This window comes from Sphingomonas sp. OK281 (genome assembly GCF_900115295.1).
In the GTDB taxonomy this organism is placed as follows: Bacteria; Pseudomonadota; Alphaproteobacteria; order Sphingomonadales; family Sphingomonadaceae; genus Sphingomonas.
The window spans coordinates 201,661-215,813 of record NZ_FOVZ01000006.1 but is presented as its reverse complement, the minus strand read 5'-3'; the positions used below and the strand labels follow the sequence as shown (position 1 = coordinate 215,813).

The 14,153-nt window shown below is 66.8% G+C and carries 13 protein-coding genes; 4 read left to right on the top strand and 9 right to left on the bottom strand.

Going from position 1 to position 14,153, the window contains the following annotated elements; translation table 11 throughout:
* Positions 1–3 precede the first annotated feature (3 nt).
* The 8 genes from gyrB to BM244_RS19365 form a co-directional block, all read right to left on the bottom strand.
* Positions 4–2,535 carry a DNA topoisomerase (ATP-hydrolyzing) subunit B gene (gene gyrB, locus BM244_RS19405; RefSeq protein ID WP_093400549.1) on the bottom strand — a complete coding sequence of 844 codons (2,532 nt, stop codon included), beginning with the start codon at positions 2,533–2,535 and terminating at the stop codon, positions 4–6.
* Positions 2,536–3,074: 539 nt separating this feature from the next.
* Complete coding sequence (locus tag BM244_RS19400; protein ID WP_254784608.1) at positions 3,075–3,878, bottom strand: OmpA family protein; 804 nt, start codon at positions 3,876–3,878, stop codon at positions 3,075–3,077.
* Between the two features lie 87 nt (positions 3,879–3,965).
* A complete protein-coding gene (locus BM244_RS19395) occupies positions 3,966–5,153 on the bottom strand; it encodes a DNA replication/repair protein RecF (RefSeq protein WP_254784606.1) in 1,188 nt (395 codons plus the stop codon).
* A gap of 181 nt (positions 5,154–5,334) precedes the next feature.
* Positions 5,335–6,144 (bottom strand): Coq4 family protein, encoded by an 810-nt coding sequence (locus BM244_RS19385; RefSeq protein WP_093400548.1) that lies wholly within the window; start codon positions 6,142–6,144, stop codon positions 5,335–5,337.
* 52 nt (positions 6,145–6,196) lie between these two features.
* Positions 6,197–6,625 (bottom strand): type II toxin-antitoxin system VapC family toxin, encoded by a 429-nt coding sequence (locus BM244_RS19380; RefSeq protein WP_093400547.1) that lies wholly within the window; start codon positions 6,623–6,625, stop codon positions 6,197–6,199.
* Positions 6,622–6,873, bottom strand: coding sequence for a type II toxin-antitoxin system Phd/YefM family antitoxin (locus BM244_RS19375; protein WP_093400546.1), 252 nt, complete (start codon positions 6,871–6,873; stop codon positions 6,622–6,624). Before BM244_RS19375 ends, BM244_RS19380 begins: the two co-directional genes overlap by 4 nt.
* A 54-nt stretch (positions 6,874–6,927) precedes the next feature.
* The gene (gene dnaN / locus BM244_RS19370) at positions 6,928–8,046 is read right to left on the bottom strand and encodes a DNA polymerase III subunit beta (protein ID WP_056017955.1); all 1,119 of its coding nucleotides are present in this window, start codon (positions 8,044–8,046) and stop codon (positions 6,928–6,930) included.
* A 130-nt stretch (positions 8,047–8,176) separates the two neighbouring features.
* Positions 8,177–8,830 (bottom strand): outer membrane protein, encoded by a 654-nt coding sequence (locus BM244_RS19365; RefSeq protein WP_093400545.1) that lies wholly within the window; start codon positions 8,828–8,830, stop codon positions 8,177–8,179.
* 140 nt (positions 8,831–8,970) lie between these two features.
* On the opposite strand from BM244_RS19365, the gene BM244_RS19360 reads away from it, so the two are divergent.
* The 4 genes from BM244_RS19360 (at position 8,971) to BM244_RS19345 (ending at position 12,471) form a co-directional block, all read left to right on the top strand.
* Positions 8,971–9,654 (top strand): histidine phosphatase family protein, encoded by a 684-nt coding sequence (locus BM244_RS19360; RefSeq protein WP_093400544.1) that lies wholly within the window; start codon positions 8,971–8,973, stop codon positions 9,652–9,654.
* Between the two features lie 161 nt (positions 9,655–9,815).
* On the top strand, positions 9,816–10,286 hold the full coding sequence (locus tag BM244_RS23640; protein WP_254784605.1) for an invasion associated locus B family protein: 471 nt from the start codon (positions 9,816–9,818) through the stop codon (positions 10,284–10,286).
* A 228-nt stretch (positions 10,287–10,514) separates the two neighbouring features.
* Positions 10,515–11,720 carry a dual-specificity RNA methyltransferase RlmN gene (rlmN, locus tag BM244_RS19350; RefSeq protein WP_056061442.1) on the top strand — a complete coding sequence of 402 codons (1,206 nt, stop codon included), beginning with the start codon at positions 10,515–10,517 and terminating at the stop codon, positions 11,718–11,720.
* Positions 11,713–12,471: a sulfite exporter TauE/SafE family protein gene (locus BM244_RS19345; protein ID WP_093400543.1), complete on the top strand. Its 759-nt coding sequence runs from the start codon at positions 11,713–11,715 to the stop codon at positions 12,469–12,471. Before rlmN ends, BM244_RS19345 begins: the two co-directional genes overlap by 8 nt.
* 397 nt (positions 12,472–12,868) lie before the next feature.
* Here BM244_RS19345 and BM244_RS23395 read toward each other — a convergent pair whose 3' ends face one another.
* Positions 12,869–14,137: a DUF4167 domain-containing protein gene (locus BM244_RS23395; RefSeq protein ID WP_093400610.1), complete on the bottom strand. Its 1,269-nt coding sequence runs from the start codon at positions 14,135–14,137 to the stop codon at positions 12,869–12,871.
* Positions 14,138–14,153: the final 16 nt, after the last annotated feature.

Here is a 14,153-nt window from a genome sequence, read left to right as displayed (position 1 = left end):
TCCTCAAACGTCGAGATTGGCGACGTTGAGCGCGTTGTCCTGGATGAACTCGCGGCGCGGTTCGACGACTTCGCCCATCAGCTGCGTGAAGATCTCGTTTGCGCTCTCGGCGTTGACCGCGGTGACGCGGAGCATCGAGCGGACCGACGGGTCGAGCGTGGTTTCCCAGAGCTGTTCGGCGTTCATCTCACCCAGGCCCTTGTAGCGCTGGATCGCGAGACCTTTCCGACCAGCGGTCAGGATCGCGTCGAGCAGGTGGCTCGGACGCGAGACCTGGGTCGAGCCGCGCGTTGCGACGACGGTGGCGGAGCCGATCACGCCGGCACCGGTTTCCGCGCCCTCTTCGGCCTCCGGCTCTTCCGCCTGTGACGCCTTGCTCGCGGGGACGAGGTTCGAGGTGTGGGCGTAGCTCTCGGATTGTTCGCCCGACAGTGCGTGCAGCTTGCGCGCCTCGGCCGACACCAGGAAGCTGGCCTCGATGATGTGGTGGTCGGTGACGCCGCGCCATGCGCGTTGGAAGTGGATGCCGCCGTCTTCGGTCAACACCGCGGTCCAGCGCGCGTCACCGTCGTCGAGTTCGAGACGGTGCGTGACGACTTGCAGCCGCGAGGTGCGATCCTCGACCGACGCTTCCGGATCGAACACGCCGCCCAGCGCCAGCGCCTCGATCATCCCGGCATCATAGCGCTTGGGGACGTAGCGCATCAACGTCCGCATCCGGCGCGCGTGATCGACCAGGTCCTTCAGGTCGCGCCCCGAACGACCGCCGCCGGGACCGTCGAGCACCATCGTATTGACGCCCGCGTCGACCAGATATTCGTCGAGCGCGGCGTCGTCCTTGAGGTACACTTCCGACCGGCCCTTGGTCGCCTTATACAGCGGCGGCTGAGCGATGTAGAGATAGCCGCCCTCGATGATCTTCGGCATGTGGCGATAGAACAGCGTCAGCAGCAGCGTGCGGATGTGCGCCCCGTCGACGTCTGCGTCGGTCATGATGACGATCTTGTGGTAGCGCAGCTTGTCCGCGTTGAAGTCGTCGCGGATGCCGGTGCCCATCGCGGTGATGAGCGTGCCGATCTCGCGGCTCGACAGCATGCGGTCTTCGCGGGCGCGCTCGGTATTGAGGATCTTGCCGCGCAACGGGAGGATCGCCTGGAAATGGCGATCGCGGCCCTGCTTCGCCGAGCCGCCTGCCGAGTCACCCTCGACCAGGAACAGCTCGGACTTGGCGGGATCGCGCTCCTGGCAGTCGGCGAGCTTGCCGGGCAGCGAGGCGATGTCCATCACGCCCTTGCGCCGCGTCAGTTCGCGCGCGCGCTTGGCGGCCTCGCGGGCGGCGGCGGCATCGATGATCTTGGCGACGATCGCCTTGCCGTGCGCGGGGTTTTCCTCGAGCCATTCGGCCATCTTGTCGGCCATCAGGCTTTCCAAGGGCTGGCGGACTTCGGACGAGACGAGCTTGTCCTTGGTCTGGCTGCTGAACTTCGGATCGGGCAGCTTGACCGAGACGATCGCGGTCAGGCCTTCGCGCATGTCCTCGCCGGTGAGCTGGACCTTTTCCTTCTTCAACATGCCGGATTTCTCGGCGTAGTTGTTGAGGGTGCGCGTCAGCGCGGCGCGGAATGCGGCCATGTGCGTGCCGCCGTCGCGCTGCGGAATGTTGTTCGTGAAGGCGAGGACGTTCTCGTAATACGAGTCGTTCCACTGCAGCGCGACGTCCATCGTGACGTCGTCGCGCGTGCCGCTGATCGCGACCGGCTCGGGCATCAGCGGGAGCTTGGCGCGATCGAGATACTTCACGAACGCGGCGATCCCGCCCTCGTAATAGAGCTCGACGGTCTTGCGCTCTTCGCTGCGCGCGTCGCTCAGGAAAAGGCGGACGCCTGAATTGAGAAAGGCGAGCTCACGGTAACGATGTTCGAGCTTGTCGAAGTCGAAATCGGTGATCTTGAAGGTGGCGGGCGACGGGAAGAAGGTGACGCGCGTTCCCTTCTGGCCTTCGGTGGCGGGACCGACGACCTTCAGCGGCGCGACGGCGTCGCCGAACGCGAAGCGCATGTAATGCTCCTCGCCGTTGCGCCAGATCGTCAGGTCGAGCCATTCGCTGAGTGCGTTGACGACCGAGACGCCGACGCCGTGGAGGCCGCCCGAAACCTTGTACGCATTCTCGTCGCTGGTGTTCTCGAACTTACCGCCGGCGTGGAGCTGGGTCATGATGACCTCGGCTGCGGACACGCCCTCCTCGGTGTGGATGCCGGTCGGGATGCCGCGACCATTGTCGGTGACGGAGACCGAGCCGTCAGCGTTGAGGACGATGTCGATCCGGTCGCAATGCCCCGCCAGCGCCTCGTCGATCGCGTTGTCGCTGACCTCGAACACCATGTGGTGGAGGCCGGAACCGTCGTCGGTGTCGCCGATATACATGCCGGGGCGTTTGCGGACCGCGTCGAGGCCCTTCAGAACCTTGATCGAGTCCGCGCCATAGTCGCCCATGTTCGGGAGGTTGGGATTGTTGGTTTCGGGGTTGGATGCCATGCCGAGTATATAGGCATTCGGGGGCCGAAACGGAAGCGAAATGGCCTGCGGGGGCTGGGGTGCCGGCGAGTGAAGTATAGGAAGTGCAGACGCTGGGAGCGTTTTGGCGGGGATGTGCACTTCCGTGATTGGGCGCGTGGGTTTCGAGGAGGTTCGGAGCGCCATGCGGGGATGGTGACAGGGTCTGGCTGTGTAGGACAGCGCGCTTGCCTTAGCACCGCGCCGGCGAAGGTAGCACCGCCCCGGCAAAGGTAGCACCGCCCCGGCGAAGGCCGGGGTCCAATTGGAAAGGTCGCAGTAACGACGAACTGCGCTTCGTCAGCAATGTCCCCCAATTGGGCCCCGGCCTTCGCCGGGGTGGTGTAGATTTGGGTCGAGCTTGTCCCTCTCCCTCTGGGGAGAGGGAGGGAGGAGCCGGAGGCGACGGAAGGGTGAGGGGGAGTTGGGATCAGCCTCCCGTGCCTCACTCCCCTCTCCCTTCCCGCGGCAAGGGCCGCGGGCCGCTTCCCTCTCCCCGGAGGGGCGAGGGAGTCGTTACCTCAGAAGCGGTCGACGCGTTGCCCCAGCAGGGTTACTTCGACGCGGCGGTTCAGGCGCATGCCTGCCGGTGTCGCGTTGGTCGCGACCGGGTCGCGCTCGCCGTGGCCGACGACGCTGAACCGCGCGCGGACGACGTCCATGTCGTCGAACGCCTGGCGGACGCTCGCCGCGCGGCGCTCGGACAGGTCCTGGTTGTGCGCGTCCGTGCCGCGCGAATCCGTGAAGCCGTCGATCGCCACGCGGACGCCGGGGTTGCCGCGCAAATAGCGGGCGAGCGGCCGCAGTTTCTCGATCGCGCCGGGACGCAGCACGGCGCTGTCGGTGCGGAACAGCACGTCCTCCTGCAGCGTCAGTGTTGCGCCGCGTGGGGTCTGGCGGAAGCCGTAGTTGCGCATCGCGCCGCGGTCCCAGGTTGTGGTGGTCTCGACCACCGTGGTGCCGCCGCCGCGGTCACCGCGATAGCCGCGCGGGTCACGGCCATAGGCGTCCCAGTCGAAGCGGTCGCGGCGGGGGCCGGCGATGCGCGCGAATTCGCGGTTGGCGTCGTCGGCTTCCCGCGGGCTGATCCGGCCATCGCCGTTCGCGTCGAAGTTCGGCATCACGAATGCAATGCCGCGCCGCGTATTGCGCAGTTCGGGGAAGAGCACCGGCACGCCTGCACCTTCGAGGCGGTAGCCGGGACGCGACCAGGGGGCGCGGCTCATGTCGTAGCGACCATTGTCGCGGGCTTGCGCGAAAACGGGGGCGGTGGTTGCTGCGACCATCAGGACGCCAAGGGCTGCGCGCGTGAAATTCCGGGTCATCATCGTCTCTCCATATCTTCGATGGACGGAGCTTTGCCCGCGCCCGCTTGAACGCGCGGTGAGTCCGGTCGACAGCGCGCGTTCAGCCTAACGCCCGACCGCGATCCGCGTTGCCTGTGCGCCGATCGCGTCGAACAGCGCGTCTTCGGTGCCGGTCATCCACACCTGCCCGCGGCCTGCGAGCCGCCCGAACAGCGCCGCGCGGCGAGCGGGATCGAGGTGCGCGGCGACCTCGTCAAGGAGCAGGACGGGGGGCTGACCGGTGCGTTCGGCGACGAGGTCGGCGTGGGCGAGCACGATGCCGAGGAGGAGCGCCTTCTGCTCGCCGGTCGACGCTAGCGAGGCCGCGCGCGCCTTGTCGAGATGCGTGACGATCAGGTCGACTCGGTGGGGGCCGCTGAGCGTGCGCCCGGCAGCGGCATCGCGCGTGCGGCCCTGGGCGAGGTCGGCTTGCAGGCGCGTGGTGTCGCCGGCCCAGCCTTCGAGTGTCAGGCCGGCGCGGGGGAATGGGCTGTCGCCTTGTTCCGCAAGCCGTGTTCCGAGCAACGTCACCGTCTCACGCCGAGCCGCATCTACGGCGGCGCCGTGCTCGGCCATCTGCGCTTCGAGTGCTGAGAGCCAGTCGCCGTCGGGGCGGCCTTCGTCGGCAAGCAGGCGGTTTCGCGCGCGCATCGCGGCGTCGTAGCGGGCGGCGTGGTGGGCGTGGCTCGGGGCGAGCGCCAACGTGAGGCGGTCGAGGAAGCCTCGGCGTTCGCCTGCGGGGGCGACGAAGAGGCGGTCCATTGCAGGGGTGAGCCAGAGGATAGTGAGCCACTCGGCGAGCGCGTTGGCGGTGGTGGTGGCACCCTGGATGCGGACGATGCGGCGTTCGGGGGCGGAGGCGAGTGTGCCGGTCGCGACGTCGACTTCGCCGACTGCGGGTGTTTGCCCCTGTGCTTCTGACTCCCCTTCCGCTTGCGGGAGGGGTTGGGGGAGGGGCGCGCTTTCCTCGACGCCGGACGCCAGTACGTACGTCGCGCCCTCCCCTGACCCCTCCCGCAAGCGGGAGGGGAACAAGGTGGCTGCGACACCGAATCCGCCTGCCCCGCCTTGCCGCACCATCTCGCCGAGTGCGGCTCTTCGCAGCCCGCGGCCGGGCGCTAGCAGCGACACCGCCTCCAGGATATTCGTCTTGCCCGCGCCGTTCTCGCCGGTCAGCACGACGAACCCTGGTCCCGGCGTCAGCGTCAGGTCGGCGTGATTGCGGAAATCGGTGAGGACGAGGCGCGACAGCATTGCCTCGGCCTTAGAGCAGTTTCGAAACCGATTGCATCGCCCTTTTCCGTCCGCCCTGAGCGAAGTCGAAGGGCATGGCGAAAGCGCCGGTGCTTCGACTTCGCTCAGCACGAACGGGGTGAGGGATCGATCCGATCACAACCGCGCTAGCGACGCGCCCAGTCCGCTATCGAGTATCGCGTCAGGCGGCGATCCGCTCCGGCGCCATCGCGGGTGCGGCCGTCGCGGTCGCCGCCTTCTGCGTGCTGAGATACGATGCGAGCGCCGGTCCTAATTCGCGCTGCGCCCGTAAATATGCGACGGGCGTGACTATCCCGAGCCGTTCGCGCGCGGCCTCCAGCGGTTCGTGGAGCAGTTCGAGATAATCCTCGCCCGACACCCACTTCGCTTTCCGCCCGTTGCGATAGCCTTCCCAGACTGCCTTCGCGAACAGTTTGCTGCCGGTGACGCGCATGCTCTTCAATGCCGCAGCCGAGCCGATCAACGCCCAGCCGAGCCCGCCGACCTGCGCGTAGCTGAACGCGACGAGCGCCGCTTCGCCCATGCTTTCGTCCGCCTTGTAGCCGGTCAGGACGTGCCAGATATCGTGCGTATCGCGCACCCGCCGGCCGAACCACGCATAAGGGTGCGCCAGATCGTCCTCGGACGGCACGAGCCGCGAGACCTCGACCAGCCCGTCCGCGGAATAGCCCGTCGTCTCGAGGAAATTGCGATACGCCGCCCCGACCGTGCCGGGTGCGAAGCTCGCGACGAACGCGGGCTCGGAGAAACGCTGCGCCAGTTCGACCCGGTCATAGGCGATCCGCCCGCCCTGCTCGGTGGCGATCAGTCGCGCGTAGTTCATCGGCGCATTGCCGACGTTCAGCGCGCGCATGATCCGGAACACCTGCGTGGTGTCGTCGCCATTCGCGAGCAGTTTCCTGATCGCATCGAACGCCGTACGCCAATCGCGACGACCGGTCGTACCGGGAAACGGAGGAAGCTTCGCCATCGAGTCGACTCCTTACTGACATCACTGTTAGTATTGAGCAGCGGGCGAGGAGTCAATCGAGGACGGTATCTACTTCCACGCGCATTTGCGTGGCGGCGTGCGCAAGGTCGTGATCGAGCGTAGCTAAGGACCAACCGCGGGCGACGACGATCGCGAGGTGAAGGGCGTCTCCGGAGCGCAGCTTCAGATCACCGCGATCGAGCAACGTCGCCGCCAACGCAAAATCGGTTTCGGTGACTGACTCTACGTGAAGCTCCCCGGCGCAAAACCGTTGCCACGCCTTCATCACACCGTTCCACCCAACGGTGTCGATGACGCCCAATCGCCGTTTCATCGCAAGCGCACCGGAAAACTCAGTGATGACCCAATGGCTGACCGCCAAAGTACCAGACCGCCGCGATAGCCACGCGCGTACGTCCTCGCTTTGCGCCTCGGCGGTGAAGGCCGACACCACCACTGCCGTGTCGCAGTAGAGGGTCAATACCGCGAATCGTCACGCATCTGCCGGACGAGGTCACGTGCAGATGTTGGATCGTAAGGCAGCGACTTCGCCAGCGCTTCGAGCGCGTCGACATCGATGGGCTTGCGGCGAGGGAGCGGCGGTGCCTCGGGTGTGACGCGGGCAAAGGGTTGGCCGTTGCGCGTGATCTGCACGGCCTCGCCCGCTTCGAGCCGGTCGATAAGCGTGCCCAGTTCGTCTTTCAGATGGGCGATATTGATCGAGTCCATGATCCGGCTCCTGCCTGTCGCGCCGCTATACCACGGCGCGACAGGCAGACCGAATCACACCCGCATCGGCATCAGCACGTACAGCGCGGGCGACTTGTCGTTTTCGCGGATCAGCGTGGGGGCGGCGGCGTCGGCGAGGTGCACCTCGACCATGTCGCCGTCGATCTGCGCCAGGATGTCCATCAGGTAGCGGCTGTTGAAGCCGATTTCGAACGGGAGCGCGACGTAATCGCCGGGGACTTCCTCCGCGGCGGTGCCGTTTTCGGGCGAGGTCACCGACAGCGTGATCTTGTCGCGGTCGAGCGCCATCTTCACGGCGCGCGTCTTCTCGGTAGCGATCGTGGAGACGCGGTCGACGCCTTCCATGAAGCTCTTCGGGTCGATCTTGAGGATCTTGTCGTTGCCGGTCGGGATCACGCGGCTGTAATCGGGGAAGGTGCCGTCGATCAGCTTCGAGGTCAGGATCGCCTGGCCGAGGTCGAAGCGGATCTTGGTCGGCGACAGCGAGACGCCGACCGAACCGTCGACCTCGTCGAGCAGTTTCCGGAGCTCACCGATGCATTTGCGCGGCACGATCACGTCGGGCATCGATTCGGCACCCTCCGGACGCGGCAGCGTAACGCGCGCGAGGCGGTGACCGTCGGTCGCGGCGGCCTTCAGCACCGGGTTCGAGCTGTCGCCGTCCGCCACGTGGAGGAAGATGCCGTTGAGATAATAGCGCGTCTCTTCGGTCGAGATCGCGAAGCGCGTCTTGTCGATGATCTGCTTGAGCGTCTCGGCGGGCAGCTCGAACTGGGTCGGCAGTTCGCCTTCCGCGATCACCGGGAAATCGTCGCGCGGCAGTGTGCCGAGCGAGAAGCGCGCGCGGCCCGCGACGATGCTCATCCGGCCTTCCGATGCGGCAAGCTGGACCTGCGAGCCCTCGGGCAGTTTCCGCGCGATGTCGAACAGCGTGTGCGCGGACACCGTGGTCGCGCCGGGCTGGTCGACCGCCGCCGCGATCGATTCGTTGATCTGGAGATCAAGATCGGTCGCCATCAGCTTGAGCGTGCCCTCGGCGGTCGCCTCGATCAGCACGTTCGACAGGATGGGGATGGTGTTGCGCCGCTCCACCACGGACTGGACATGGCTCAGCCCCTTGAGGAGCGTTGCGCGTTCGATCGTCGCCTTCATCGTAATTCCCCCCGCCACCGCAGCCGGACTCGGGGCTGGGGGCAATCCGCTAATGGCTTACCCAACAACAAAGGGTCGGAGCAAGCGCCCCGACCCTTCTTTGATCACGGTAAACGTCGCGTTAAAGCGATCAGAAGCGGAAGCCGTAGCTCGCCACGACCTGATGGCGGTCGGTATCGACGTCGAAGCGGCTGCTGGTGCCGCCGGTCGCATAGTCGATGTTGCCGCGCTCATAGTTCGAATAGCGGTATTCGAGCTTGGCATAGCTGTTCGGGCCCATCGCGTGCTCGGCGCCCGCACCGACGCGCCAGCCACCGAGCTTGAAGTTCGTATCGGTGGTCTGGCTGGTATCGCCCGCGAGCACCTTGAGCTTCGAGTTGGTGTAGCCGCCCTTGACGTACAGCATCGTCGTCGGTGCCACGATATAGCCTGCGCGCGCGCCGACATAGATGTCGCGGCCCTGCTTGACGCGGCCATAGCCGAAGTCGCTGGTGTAATCGTTACGGTCGCTCTTCGCGGTCGAGCCGGTCAGTTCGGCTTCGGCGCCGAGCACGATGTTGTCCGAGGTCGCGATGTCGTAGCCGATGCCGCCGCCGTACAGCAGGCCGTCGATCTTCTGATCGTCGCGCCCGTTGTCGTTGGACACGCTGCTGCCGGCGCCGGTGTGATCGTAGCCGAGCGTGGCCTCGACGCGGGGGCCGGTGAAGGTCGGGTTGGTCTGCGCGAGGGCGGGTGCGGCCACTGCGGTGGTGGCGAGCAGCGAGACGGCGATGAGCGTACGCATTGAGGTTACTCCTTACTAAACTGGCACCCCATTACGCGGGGCGGACCGCTCCAATGGACCAGTCGGCGAGGCGTTGCATGAACCCCAGATAAACGCGGAAATCCGTTGCTTTTGCGCCACAGGGGGTTGAAACGCGGGCCATGATTCCAAGCCAACGGCAGGGTGAACGCGACGCCCGATCAACCGATATTCCAGCCCTTCGCAAGGGTCGGGATTTCGTCGCGCGGCACGGCGAAACCGTGTTCAATGCGGCGCATCGGTTGCAGGGGGATGCCGCGCATACGCCGTTGACGCGCGCCGGGTTCGCGCAGGCGGACGAGCTTGGGCGGGCGTTGCGTGAGGTGCTTGGGGTGAAGCCGGCGCTGACGCTGTGGTCCTCCCCGACCGGCCGCGCGTTGCAGACGCTGGCGGTGATCTGCGAGCATCTGGAACTGGACTGGCATGATGCGCGGACCGATGCCCGGTTGGTCGAGATTGACATGGGGTCTTGGGGCGGGCGCTATTATGCGGACGTCGTCGACGAGGTCGGGCCGGTGATGCTGCCGGGTGGGACGCTGAAACCTTCGCCCGATGGCGAGACCTATGGGCAAATTGCTCTGCGGGTTGGCGGTTGGCTGGCGGATACTGCGGAGGATCCGGGGGACCGGCTGGTGATCATGCACGGGATCTCGAGTCGGGTGATGCTGGGGGTGATGACCGGGGCGGCGGTCGATCCGTTGCTGGGCGCGCCGGTTGCGAGGGGGTTGCCGCAGGGGTCGGTTACGCTGGTCGAGAATGGGCGGGCGACGGTGCCGCATCTGGGTACGGGGTTCGCTCCGGCGTGAGATCTGGTTGGGGCAATGGTTTCATATCGGGGCCTTCTTCCCCCCTCCCTGGAAGGGAGGGGTTGGGGGTGGGTCGGTTTCCCCGTGTTCGAACTGATGGGGCTCGAGCCGGCCTACCCACCCCCTGCCCCTCCCTTTCAGGGAGGGGGGTTCTGTGGCGTTTGGTTTTGGCGGGGGGATTGCTTGCGATTGCGGCTCCCGCGGCGGCGCGTGATACGATCGGCATTTACCAGGGGTGGGGGGCGTTTCGCGATGCCTCGCCCCCGCGGTGTTATGCGATCGCGCGGCCGGTGATGGCGGGGGGGCGTTCGTCCGGGTTCGCGAGCGTTGCGACGTGGCCGAAGCGGGGTTTGCGCGCGTCCTTGTATGTGCGGCTCAGTCGCGAGCGGGATCGGTCGGCGGGGGTGACGATGACGGTTGGCGAGCGGCGATTCGCGCTGGTGGCGAACGGGCTGGATGCTTGGGCGAGCGATGCGCCGAGTGATCGGGCGATCGTGGCGGCGATGCGGTCGGGGCGGAGCATGAGTGTCGAAGCGGTCGGCGTCGGGGGGCGGCCGTTTGTCGATGTCTATGCGCTATCGGGTGCGGCTACGGCGATCGATGCGGCTGTGTTGGCGTGTAGCGGGGGATGAAACTTCGGGCGAGCCCCGCCCACCGGCACCACCCCGGCGAAGGCCGGGGCCCAATTGGGGGACGGGAATGACGACACCCAGTTCTCCGTTACAACGACCTTTCCAATTGGGCCCCGGCCTCCGCCGGGGTGGTGGTTGTTTTGGATTATCTCCCGCTGGACTGCGCTGACTCCGCGCCCATCCCGCAGCCAGTAGAAAAATCACGAAAATTCAGCTACGGGCTCGCGCATGCAGACCGCCGCGAACCTCATGCCTATTCCCGGGCACATCGATCCCGTGCCCGTTCCCCGCAGCTTCGTGCCGCGCAGCGATGGGCGGATCGACCTGCTCGGGCTGTCGCTCGCCGACCTGAGGATGGCGCTGGAGACGTCGCAGCTCGAGGAGAAGCAGGCCAAGCTGCGCGCCAAGCAGCTGTGGCACTGGATCTACAATCGGGGCGCGACCGAGTTCTCGGCGATGACCGATATCTCGAAGACGATGCACCCGTGGCTCGAGCAGCGCTTCGTGATCAGCCGGCCGAACGTGGTCGAGGCGCAGGTGTCGACCGACGGGACGCGGAAGTGGCTGTTGCGGTCGGACGATGCGCAGGATTACGAGATGGTGTTCATCCCGGACGCGGATCGCGGCACGCTGTGCGTGTCGAGCCAGGTCGGTTGCACGCTCAACTGCACCTTCTGCCACACCGGGACGATGCGGCTGGTACGCAATTTGACGCCGGCCGAGATCGTCGGCCAGGTGATGCTCGCGCGCGATTCGCTGGGCGAATGGCCGAGCCAGCCCGAGGGCCGCATGCTCACCAACATCGTGATGATGGGGATGGGCGAGCCGCTGTATAATTTCGAGAATGTCCGCGATGCGTTGAAGCTGGTGATGGACGGCGCGGGGCTTGCGCTCAGCCGCCGCCGGATCACGTTGTCGACGTCGGGCGTGGTGCCGATGATGGCGCGTGCGGGGGCCGAGATCGGCGTGAACCTGGCCGTATCGCTGCACGCGGTGACGAAGGAAGTGCGCGACGAGATCGTGCCGCTCAACCGGAAGTACGGCATCGAGGAATTGCTCCAGGCGTGCGCGGACTATCCGGGCACGAACAACGCGCGCCGCATCACGTTCGAATATGTGATGCTGAAGGACAAGAACGACTCCGACGACGATGCGCGCGAACTCGTGCGGTTGCTGCGGAAGTACGAGCTGCCGGCGAAGGTGAACCTCATTCCGTTCAATCCGTGGCCGGGGGCGCAATACGAGTGCTCGACGCCCGAGCGGATCAAGTCGTTCTCCAGCATCGTGTTCGGTGCTGGCATCTCGGCGCCGGTGCGGACGCCGCGCGGGCGTGACATCGATGCGGCGTGCGGACAGCTGAAGACCGCGTCGGAGAAGAAGAGCCGCGCGCAGATCGATCGCGAAGCCGCCGCCGAGTCCGACGCTTTTGCTTGAGTGGACTGCGGTCGCGCTGGCGGCCGGGGCTGGCGTTCTCGGCGGTGCGATGAACGCGCTGGCGGGCGGCGGCAGCTTTGCGACGATGCCGACGCTGATCGGGCTCGGCGTGCCGTCGACGTTTGCCAACGCCACCAGCAACGTCTCGCTCCAGCCGGGTGCGATGGCGAGCGCGTGGGCGTATCGGCATGGGCTAGGGCCGATCTCGGGCGTGGGCATGCGGACGATGGCGGGGGTCACCTTCGTCGGGGGGCTGGTCGGCAGCCTGTTGCTGGTCGCGACGCCGGCGAGCGCGTTCGACGTGATCGTGCCGTGGCTGCTGCTGTTCGCGACGCTGGCGATCGCGTTCGGCACGCGCGCGTCGTTGTGGCTGAGGTCTCGGGTCGAGATCGGGCCGAAGTCGCTGGTCGCGGTGCAGGCGTTGCTGGGCGTCTATGGCGGCTATTTCGGGGGAGGTGTCGGGCTGATGCTGACCGCGGCCTGGGGGCTGCTGTCGGGCGCGACGCCCGCAACGCTGGCACCGCCGCGGACGCTGATGCTGGCGGTAGCGAACCTTGCCGCGACGATCATCTTCATCGTGATGGGGATGGTGGTGTGGGCGCTGTGCGTGCCGATGCTGATCGGCGGGATCGTCGGCGGGCATTTCGGCGCTAAGCTGGGGTTGTTGCTGTCGCCGAAGGTGATCCGGGTGTGGACGCTGCTGGTGACGATCGCGACGACGATCGTGTTTTTCTGGCGGGCGTACGGCTGAGCGCGGCCGGGGCTATAGCTGAGCTAGCGAACGGTGCTCGGGGGCAGGCGATGCCCGCGCAAGCCGGGAGCGGGCGGATTGTGCCGTAGCGTCCGACGGCGATCCGCTTCGGGCTGGTTGTTACCTGCTGATCTTCTCTATTGCTGGAAGGGGGCAAAGTAGGTCGGTTCGGGTGGTCGAATGGTGATGGCTCAGGCGGGCCGACCCACCCCCAGCCCCTCCCTTTCAGGGAGAGGGGCGTAGAAGAATTGCGTTTAACCCACCGCGGCGACAGCGCGCGAGGGGCATATTCGACGACTTCGAGGCCCCTGCCCTTCCGATACAAAAAAGGCCGGTACCGCGGAATGCGGTACCGGCCTTTCATGTTTGCTGCGGAATGAAACCGGGGCGGTCTAGATCAGCCCGCCTGGACCTCGTCGGGCACTGCGCGAACGCGGCGGCGACGGGGCTTTTCCTCCGGCACCGCGTCGGCGGCGGGGGCCACTTCGGCTGCCGGTGCCGGTGCCGGTGCCGGTGCCGGTGCCGGTGCCGGGGTTACCGCGGAAATGCCGAGCGAGGGGGGCAGGCGGTCCGCGTCGAACGCGGTCGGGGCGCCCTCGTCCTGGGTGCCCTGATCCTGCGCGACGGGTGCGTCGAGGCTGCGATCGCGGCGCGGGCGACCGCGACGGCGGGGCTGCTCCTCGGTCGCTGCGACGGGCGGCGTCGTCTCGACGGCTTCGGTCGGCTGGGCCGCCTGCTCGGGAGCTTCGGTTACCGAACGGACCGCGTCGGCTTCCGAATCCTGGTTGGCGTTGGCGACGGGTGCGCTGACGCGGGGCGTGCGACGTACCGTCTCGCGCTGCGGCGCATCGCGGTAATCGCTGCGGGGCTCGCGGACCTGTTCGTCGCGGGACTGCGTCTCACGCTGCTGGGTCTCACGCACCTGTGCTTCGCGAGCTTGGCCCTGCTCTTCGCCGTTGCGATCGTCGCGCGACTGGGCATCACGCGGGGCATTGCGCTGGTTGCGCGGGCTGTCGCCCCGGACGCGATCTTCGCGCTGGCCTTCGCTGCGGGGCTGAGCCTCGTTGCGCTGGCCCTCGTAGCGATTGTTCTCGTACCGCGGACGCTCTTCGCGCTGCGGACGATCGTCCCGCTGAGGGCGGTCCTCGCGGTTCTGGGTGTCGCGAGCCTGGCCTTCACGATTCTGACGGGGCGCGTTCTGGTACTGGCCGTTCTGCTGGCCGCCATTCTGCTGCTCGCCGGAAGTCTGCTGGCCACCCTGCTGCTCGCCGGAGCGGATCGGTTCGCCCTCGTCGCCGTAATCGTCGTCGCCGTCGAGATCGAACGGCTGCTGGCGGCGCGGCTGCTGCTGTGCCTGCGGCTGGCTTTCTTCGAAGCGGGCGCGGGTTTCGCTCAGGACGCGGAAATAATGGTCCGCGAACTGGAGGTAATATTCGATGTTGACGCGGTCGCCCTGCTGCTGCGCGTCGCGCGCGAGGTTCTTGTACTTCTCGTACAGCTGGCTCGCGTTGCCGCGCGCGCGGCTGTCGATGCGGTTGCCGGTATCGCGACCGCCCTGGCCGCCACCGCCGCCGCCACCTTGGCGTTGACCGCCACCACTACCGCCGCCGCCATTATTATTGTTGCCACGACCGCGACGGCGGCCGGCTTGCCGGTTGTTGATCAAGCTTGTGTCCTCAGTC

Coding starts and splice junctions, on each gene's coding strand:
- gyrB (WP_093400549.1), bottom strand. CDS start 2,535: ATGGCATCCAACCCCGAAACCAACAATCCCAACCTCCCGAACATGGGC.
- BM244_RS19400 (WP_254784608.1), bottom strand. CDS start 3,878: ATGACCCGGAATTTCACGCGCGCAGCCCTTGGCGTCCTGATGGTCGCA.
- BM244_RS19395 (WP_254784606.1), bottom strand. CDS start 5,153: ATGCTGTCGCGCCTCGTCCTCACCGATTTCCGCAATCACGCCGACCTG.
- BM244_RS19385 (WP_093400548.1), bottom strand. CDS start 6,144: ATGGCGAAGCTTCCTCCGTTTCCCGGTACGACCGGTCGTCGCGATTGG.
- BM244_RS19375 (WP_093400546.1), bottom strand. CDS start 6,873: ATGGACTCGATCAATATCGCCCATCTGAAAGACGAACTGGGCACGCTT.
- dnaN (WP_056017955.1), bottom strand. CDS start 8,046: ATGAAGGCGACGATCGAACGCGCAACGCTCCTCAAGGGGCTGAGCCAT.
- BM244_RS19365 (WP_093400545.1), bottom strand. CDS start 8,830: ATGCGTACGCTCATCGCCGTCTCGCTGCTCGCCACCACCGCAGTGGCC.
- BM244_RS19360 (WP_093400544.1), top strand. CDS start 8,971: ATGATTCCAAGCCAACGGCAGGGTGAACGCGACGCCCGATCAACCGAT.
- rlmN (WP_056061442.1), top strand. CDS start 10,515: ATGCAGACCGCCGCGAACCTCATGCCTATTCCCGGGCACATCGATCCC.